This window comes from Mycobacterium sp. (assembly GCF_019243155.1).
Taxonomy (GTDB): Bacteria; Actinomycetota; Actinomycetes; order Mycobacteriales; family Mycobacteriaceae; genus Mycobacterium.
Genome location: NZ_JAFAUS010000199.1, coordinates 20,473 through 28,051 on the forward strand (window position 1 = coordinate 20,473; position 7,579 = coordinate 28,051).

The 7,579-nt window shown below is 65.9% G+C and carries 7 protein-coding genes and 1 pseudogene; 5 read left to right on the forward strand and 3 right to left on the reverse strand.

Annotated features, from left to right (window positions below; translation table 11 throughout):
• Window positions 1-45 precede the first annotated feature (45 nt).
• Complete coding sequence (locus JOZ00_RS09885) at window positions 46-1,608, forward strand: NAD(P)/FAD-dependent oxidoreductase (protein WP_293343181.1); 1,563 nt, start codon at window positions 46-48, stop codon at window positions 1,606-1,608.
• Between the two features lie 6 nt (window positions 1,609-1,614).
• Here the strand turns inward: JOZ00_RS09885 and JOZ00_RS09890 are convergent, their stop codons facing one another.
• Together JOZ00_RS09890 and JOZ00_RS09895 are read right to left on the reverse strand one after the other, a co-directional pair.
• A complete protein-coding gene (locus JOZ00_RS09890; protein WP_293343184.1) occupies window positions 1,615-1,947 on the reverse strand; it encodes a hypothetical protein in 333 nt (110 codons plus the stop codon).
• Complete coding sequence (locus tag JOZ00_RS09895; RefSeq protein WP_293343187.1) at window positions 1,944-3,518, reverse strand: MBL fold metallo-hydrolase; 1,575 nt, start codon at window positions 3,516-3,518, stop codon at window positions 1,944-1,946. The genes JOZ00_RS09890 and JOZ00_RS09895 overlap by 4 nt, the downstream gene beginning before the upstream one ends.
• Window positions 3,519-3,737: 219 nt before the next feature.
• Here JOZ00_RS09895 and JOZ00_RS09900 point away from each other — a divergent pair, with 219 nt between their 5' ends.
• Genes JOZ00_RS09900 through JOZ00_RS09915 form a run of 4 tightly spaced genes read left to right on the forward strand, consistent with a single transcriptional unit; the run spans window position 3,738 to window position 6,930 of the window.
• Window positions 3,738-4,505: a 1-acyl-sn-glycerol-3-phosphate acyltransferase gene (locus JOZ00_RS09900; protein ID WP_293343190.1), complete on the forward strand. Its 768-nt coding sequence runs from the start codon at window positions 3,738-3,740 to the stop codon at window positions 4,503-4,505.
• A 6-nt stretch (window positions 4,506-4,511) separates the two neighbouring features.
• Window positions 4,512-5,279 (forward strand): lysophospholipid acyltransferase family protein, encoded by a 768-nt coding sequence (locus JOZ00_RS09905; RefSeq protein ID WP_293343193.1) that lies wholly within the window; start codon window positions 4,512-4,514, stop codon window positions 5,277-5,279.
• A gap of 15 nt (window positions 5,280-5,294) precedes the next feature.
• A complete protein-coding gene (locus JOZ00_RS09910) occupies window positions 5,295-6,080 on the forward strand; it encodes a lysophospholipid acyltransferase family protein (protein WP_293343196.1) in 786 nt (261 codons plus the stop codon).
• A gap of 34 nt (window positions 6,081-6,114) precedes the next feature.
• Window positions 6,115-6,930: an HAD family hydrolase gene (locus JOZ00_RS09915; protein ID WP_293343199.1), complete on the forward strand. Its 816-nt coding sequence runs from the start codon at window positions 6,115-6,117 to the stop codon at window positions 6,928-6,930.
• Between the two features lies 1 nt (window position 6,931).
• Here JOZ00_RS09915 and JOZ00_RS09920 read toward each other — a convergent pair.
• Window positions 6,932-7,579, reverse strand: a pseudogene (locus tag JOZ00_RS09920) (cold-shock protein); the annotation flags it as partial.

A 7,579-nucleotide genomic window follows, 5' to 3' on the forward strand; every position in this document is an offset into this window, starting at 1 on the left:
ACAAAACTTGGTGGCCGTGCGAGCCTCCTTTCCGGAGGGCTGGACATGACTGGTTATGACGCGATCGTTATCGGTGCCGGGCACAACGGGCTGGCCGCCGCGGTGCTGCTGCAGAAGGCGGGACTGCGCACCGTCTGTCTGGATCCCAAGCTCTACGCCGGCGGAATGGCTTCCACCGTCGAGCTTTTCGACGGCTACCAGTTCGAGATCGCGGGCTCGGTGCAGTTCCCGACGTCGTCCGTGGTGATCAACGAGCTCGGCCTGGACACCCTGCCGACGATCGACCTGGACGTGATGTCGGTGGCCCTGCGCGGCGTCGGTGACGACCCGCTGGTCCAGTACAGCGACCCGATCAAATTGTTCACCCACCTCAACGAGGTGCACGGGGCCGACGCCGTCAACGGCATGGCGGGGCTGATGGCCTGGAGTCAGGCGCCGACCCGGGCGCTGGGCCGGTTCGAAGCGGGAACATCGCCTAAGACCTTCGACGAGATGTATGCCTGTGCGACAAACGAATTCGAGCGCTCGGCGATCGACGACATGCTGTTCGGCTCGGTCACCGATGTGCTCGACCGGTACCTGCCGGACCGCGAGAAGCATGCCGCGCTGCGCGGCTCGATGACGGTGTTGGCCGTCAACACTCTCTACCGCGGGCCGGCCACACCCGGCAGCGCGGCGGCGCTCGCGTTCGGCCTGGGTGTTCCCGAGGGTGATTTCATGCAGATGAAGAAGCTGCGCGGCGGCATCGGCGCGTTGACCTCGCACCTGAGCGAGCTGTTCGAGAGTCACGGTGGCGAGGTCAGGCTGCGGACCAAAGTTACCGAAATCCTGGTCGCCGACGGCCGGGTGACCGGGGTGCGCACCGAGGCAGGGGAGACGCTTCAGGCGCCGATCGTCGTCTCCGGCATCGCCCCCGACATCACGCTCAACGAGTTGATCGACCCGGCGGTGCTGCCCGCTGACATCCGGGAGCGGTACGCCCGGATCGACCACCGCGGCAGCTACCTGCAGATGCACTTCGCGCTCAACGAAGCCCCCGCCTTCGCGCCACCGTACGAGGCGCTCAACGAACCCGCGATGCAGGCCTCGATAGGCCTGTTCTGCACGCCCGAGGAAGTCCAGCAGCAATGGGAGGATTGCCGCCGCGGCATCGTGCCCGCCGACCCGACCGTCGTCTTGCAGATTCCGTCGCAGAACGATCCGGACCTGGCGCCCGAGGGCAAGCACGCTGCGTCAGCCTTCGCGCTGTGGTTCCCGATCGAGGGCGGCGCCGACTACGGGCAGGCGAAGGTCGAAATGGGACAACGGGTGATCGACAAGGTCACCCGGTTGGCCCCGAACTTCGAGGCCAGCATCATCCGGCACACCACGTTCACGCCCAGGCACATGGGAGTGATGTTCGGCGCGCCGTCCGGTGACTACTGCCACGGGTTGCTGAACGCGAATCAGGTCGGTCCCAACCGGCCCGGCCCCAAAGGCTTTATCGGCCAGCCGATTCCGATCGACGGTCTCTACCTGGGCAGTGCCGGATGCCACGGCGGGCCGGGGATCACGTTCACTCCGGGCTACAACGCTGCGACCCAAGCGCTCGCCGAGCGTGCGGTCTAGCGACCGTTAACCGCGTTGCGCCAGCAGTTCGTCCAGCAGGGCGATGAACTCCTCGGGATGTTCCGGGGTGCATGCGGGGCTGGGCCAGGTCCCCGGCACGTCCAGGGTGATCAGGGTCGACTTGAACGGCCGACTCACGTCGAGCGGCAGCCAGCGGCGGAAGTCCGAGGAGCCCCACACCCGGAACCGGTGTGTGAAAGTGCCCAGTCCTTCGGCTTTGTAGCCACGGATCGTGCTCAAAGCAATGACCTTCGACGTGTCCGAGGGAAAGTGGTAGCGGCGCAGCGTGATTGCGGCGCGGTCCAGTTGAACCAGGCCGTCGTCGTAGGTCCCGTTCACGCTCGGGAGCTCCGGAGCTGGTGGCCACGCGCTGTCAGGCAGCGCCCGTCGTCCAGTCGCCATTGCCAGCCGTGCAGGTTACAGGTCAGCGTATTGCCCTCGACCACACCGAATTTCGACAGGTCGGCTTTGAGGTGCGGGCAACGGCGCTGAATCTGCCAGCCGTCCAGGGTGACCGATGCCGAGTCGTCGTGGGTCTCGGCGAACCAGCCGTCGGCGTAGGCGATCCGCTCGTCGGTCAGGCACTTGAAGAATGTGTACAGGTATTCGTTGTAGCCGCCGACCCGCCACGCCCGGAAACGGGTGGACAAGAAAATGGTGTTGACCCAGTCCGGCTCGTGATCGCGCAACACGGTGCGCACCAGCTCGGGTGGGATGGCGAAGCCATACCGTACTCGTTCATCGGGAATCCGTTCTCGTACGGCACGTTTCGGAAAGTCGAGAACGACGGTCTCCGGACCGATCACCAGCTCTACGGGGTAACCGATCCCGTCGCAGATCTCATCGCTTTGCGACATGATCGGCTCGAACAGCGCGCGCAGCGGTTCCAGCAGCGGCTCTGAGGTAGCCGGGGCCCAGCTCGCCCGCTCCGCGGCCAGGACGGGCTCCATCCGTTGCGCGTAGGCCGCGATGTAGGCGGCCTTGCCGGTGGTGAGAATCTCCTCGACCGACCCACATTCGGGCGGTGCCCCCAGATCGGCGGGCAGCGGGTGGCACAGCGAATTCAACGTCGTGCCAGAGAAATCCGCGGTCGACCCGGGGACCATCAACAAGCCGCCGTCGTGGCCGTGGGTGCGCATCTGGTCCAGGAACACCATCTGGTCCGGAAAGATGTTGGCGGGATCGCCGCTGTCGTCGTTGAGGCTGCGCAACTCGGGATCTAGGAAACATGGCGGGCCGGCGGACGGGACCACCCACGTCGCGCCCACCTGGGTGATGTACTGGCGAGCGCGATCCATCTGCCGCTGGCGCTTCTGGACGCCGAACGATTCCTTGGCACGCTCGGGCATGTCGTAGACCATCGGGTACCAGATCGCCCCCGAGTACTGCAGCAGGTGCGCGTCGATGTGACCGAATTCCGATGTCAACACATCCAGATCCACCGGTCTGGCGTCGTTCATGTTGAAAACCGTTGTGGTGCCGTCGGAAACGATAAGCGCGGAATCACCGATCGGTCCGTCGGCGGGCGCCCGCAACGCGATGATCATGATGTCGAGGTCACCCTTGGCGCCGGTGATCCGATGCTTGACCGAATTGCTGGTCTCGAAGAACCGGTGAAATCCCAGCAGCTGCAACTCATTTCGTAGGTCGGGTACCGGGAATTCGGGTAGCAGCACCACCGCGTCTTTGTTGACGTGCTCGGTCAGGTTCTTGGCGTCGAAGTGATCCTTGTGCAGGTGCGACACGTACAGGTAGTCGCAGTCACCCAGGCGGTCCCAGTCCAGCCCGCTGTTGTCGGGGAACGGGAACCAGGACGCGAAGTAGGCCGGATTGACCCACGGGTCGCAAAGGATGCTGCCCGCGTGGGTCTCGATCAGAAATCCGGCGTGACCTACGCTGGTGACCTGCACAAACACCTTCCTGGGGGCCGCCGAAACGCCTTGGGTGCCCCAGGCGCGGTAACGGTTTTTCAGCCCCCGAGCTTAGCGCGCGGCGTCACTGTCGGTATCGCACAACTACAGGTAGTAGTCGATGCGACCCGGATCCGGCTCAGTCGCCGATGCCAGGTTGGTCCACCGATCGGCCACACATCAGTCGGCTCACAGCCGGGAGCATTAGGCTGACTAGCTGTGGAACCGGTATACGGGACTGTCATTCAGCTTGCCCGCATGATCTGGCGCGTCCAGGGTCTGAAGATCACCGTCACGGGCGTCGAGAATTTGCCGAAGAGCGGTGGAGCGGTCATCGCGATCAATCACACCGGCTACCTCGACTTCACCTTCGCGGGTCTGCCCGCCTACCGGCAGGCCCTGGGGCGCAAGGTGCGGTTCATGGCCAAGCAGGAGGTGTTCGACCACAAGATCACCGGGCCGATCATGCGCAGCCTGCGGCACATCTCGGTCGACCGGCAAGACGGAGCGGCGTCGTATGAGGCCGCGGTCAGGATGCTCAAGGACGGAGAGCTCGTCGGCGTCTACCCGGAAGCCACGATCAGCCGCAGCTTCGAGATCAAGGAGTTCAAGAGCGGCGCCGCGCGGATGGCGGTCGAGGCGGGCGTGCCGATCGTCCCAATCATCGTCTGGGGTGCCCAGCGGGTCTGGACCAAGGACCATCCCAAGAAGCTCTTCCGCCCCAAGGTGCCCATCACGGTGCTCGTCGGCGAACCGATCGCACCGACGCTGGAGACGGCCGAGCTGAGCGGGTTGCTGCACTCGCGGATGCAGCACCTGCTGGAGCGGGCCCAGGAAATGTACGGCTCTCATCCCGCCGGCGAGTACTGGGTGCCACACCGGCTGGGCGGTGGCGCTCCCTCGCTGGCCGAGGCGGCCCGGATGGATGCCGAGGAGAAGGCCGCCCGGGCGGCCCGTAAGGCGCGATCGGCAGGGGCGCCGGAGTAGCGATTTATGGTGGAACCGACCTTCCGCAGCCTCGAGATCCTGGCCCAGCTGGTGGTTCGGGCCACCGGCACCAGGATCACGTACTGCGGTGAGGAGAAGATCCCCGACCGGGGCGGTGCCGTGATCGCGATCAACCACACCAGTTACGTGGATTTTCTGCCTGCTGCGCTGGCCGTGCATCGCAGGCGGCGTCGACTCAGGTTCATGATCAAAGCCGAGATGCAGCGGGTGAAGGTGGTCAATTTCCTGATCAAGCACACCCGCACCATCCCGGTGGACCGGGGCGCCGGCTCGGGTGCCTACGCGGTGGCCGTGCAGCGACTCCGCGAGGGCGAGCTGGTCGGGGTCTATCCGGAGGCGACGATCAGCCGCAGCTTCGAACTCAAGGAATTCAAAACGGGAGCTGCCCGGATGGCCGTCGAGGCGGACGTGCCGATCGTCCCGGTGATCGTCTGGGGGGCGCACCGGATCTGGACCAAGGACCACCCAAGGCAAATCGGCCGCGCCAAGCTGCCGATCACCGTTGCGGTGGGCGACCCGGTGTGGGCGGGGGAAGATATTCTGCAGACAGATGCCGCGTTGCACGCGTCGATGACGACGCTCTTGCACCGCGTGCAACAGTGCTATTCAAACGTGCCAGGGGCCTATTGGGTGCCGCACCGGCTGGGCGGCGGGGCACCCACCCTGGCACAGGCTGCCCGAATGGAAGCCGACGAGGCTGCGGCCCGGTCAGCTAAAAGGGCTCCCGGCCGTGCCGAACGCCGGTCGGGGTAGTCGAAGGAGAGAACATTGGCTGAGCCCTTCTACCGGTTGGGGGAGTGGATCGTCCCTCCGATGGTCGCGATGCAGGGGACGAAGTTCCGGTTTCACGGCCTGGAGAACATCCCCGAGCGGGGCGGTGCCCTGCTCGCCCAGAACCACACCAGCTACCTGGACTGGCTCCCGTCGTTGCTCGCCGTGCGGGAGCGTCGGCGACGCATGTACTTCATGATCAAGGCGGAGATGGCCGACGTGAAGGCGGTCAACTACGTCATCAAGCACGCCAGGTTGATTCCGGTGGACCGCCGGACGGGACACGACGCTTTGGACTTGGCCGTGCAGCGGCTGCGGGAGGGCCAGCTCATCGGGATGCACCCCGAGGCCACCATCAGCCGCAGTTACGAACTCAGGGAATTCAAGACCGGGGCGGCGCGGATGGCGCTCGAGGCCCGGGTGCCGTTGATCCCGGTGATCGTGTGGGGCGCCCACCGGATCTGGCCCAAGGATCACAAGAAGAAGGTGTGGCGCAACAAGGTCCCGATCACGGTGGCCGTCGGGCGCCCGCTGGCGCCGCAGGGCACGCCCGAGCAGCTCAACGTGGCGCTGCGTGAGGCGATGAACGGGTTGCTGTACCGGGTGCAGGAGGAGTACCCGCACCCGGAGGGCGAGTTCTGGGTGCCGCGGCGCCTCGGTGGCAGCGCGCCCAACCGCGAGGACTCCCAGGCGATGCGCCTCTCGGAGTTGCAGGCGCGGATGGAGAAATACGGAACCGACGGTGTGACCAAGCAGGGCCGAGAACAAAGCGGATTGCATTGAGCCGCTTGGTTAACCGCGAAAGCGGGCGGTCTCGTTGACCTTGCCATCCCTGATCGCGTGCGATGTCGACGGCACGTTGTTCAACGACGCCGAGACGATCACGCCGCGCACCCGCGACGCCATCCGCAACGCCGTGGCCGCCGGCGCGCGCTTCGTCGTGGCGACCGGGCGTCCGCCGCGCTGGATCCGACCGGTCGTCGACGCGCTGGGTTTCGCGCCGATGGCGGTGTGCGCCAACGGTGCCGTCATCTACGACTCGTCGACCGACCGCGTGGTGTCGACGCGCACGCTGGCCGTCGACACCCTGGGCGAGCTGGCCGAGCTGGCGACCCGCGTCATCCCGGGTGCCGGGCTGGCCGTCGAGCGGATCGGCGAACGAGCCCACGACACGGCGACCCCGCAATTCATCAGCTCGCCGGGCTACGAGCACGCGTGGCTGAACCCCGACAACACCGAGGTGTCGATCCAGGACCTGCTCAGTGCGCCGGCCATCAAGCTGCTCATCCGCCGCGCCGGGGCCCGCAGTGCCGACATGGCCGCCGAACTCGCCAAACACGTCGGCATCGAGGGCGACATCACCTACTCCACCAACAACGGCCTGATCGAGATCGTGCCGCTGGGGACCAGCAAGGCCACCGGCGTGGACGAGATCGCGAGGCCGCTGGAGATCGTCAACGGGGACGTGGTGGCCTTCGGCGACATGCCCAACGACTTGCCGATGCTGCGGTGGGCGGGTCACGGCGTCGCGATGGGCAACGCCCATCCCGACGTGCTGGCCGTCGCCGACGAGGTCACGTCGCCCAACAATGACGACGGGGTGGGCCGGGTGCTGGAACGCTGGTGGCTCTGAGCTAGACCGGGTGCGCCGGCAGCGAAAAGTGCTCGGCGGGAACCGTTGGGCCGCTTGGAGATTGCGTTTCCAACGGTGTCGTTATCCCGTCCACGACTTCGGTGATGTTTCCGGTCAGCCGGTCGTAGTTCAGCGTTCCGTGCTGGAAGTTCTGCGTAATCTGCAGCGGCTCTTGGAGTTCCGCGCTGGTCGGCAACCCGAGCGGACCCCGCTCGTAACTCAGCGAGCCCCAGGCGTCGTAGATGGCGCCGGTGACCGGTTGGGCACCGGTCTCCGGTGACCAGTACATGGCGCCCTTGGCGAACGTGACGAAGCGGGCGTCGTCGGCCGCGTTGTCTTCCGGTGAGGTCGGCGACCCCAACACGCTGCTCATCCCGCCGATCTCCTGCCAGTGGTCGTAGATCACGCCACCTTGCAGTGCCTTGATCAGTTCCTCCGGCGGGTCATTGAAATGGGATGCGATGTCCCGCATTTCGTCCATCAAGGCGTAGGCGGCGTTGCCCGGGCAGTCAGTGTTCCCGACGTCGCGGTGGGTGAAGATGGTCGGCAACGTCGCGATCGAGCCGGCCGGGTAGGTGGTGTAGTGGCTGCCGGCGGATTCCAGTTGCACGATGCCTTTGGGGTCGACGCCGTCCAGGCCCAACCGCCA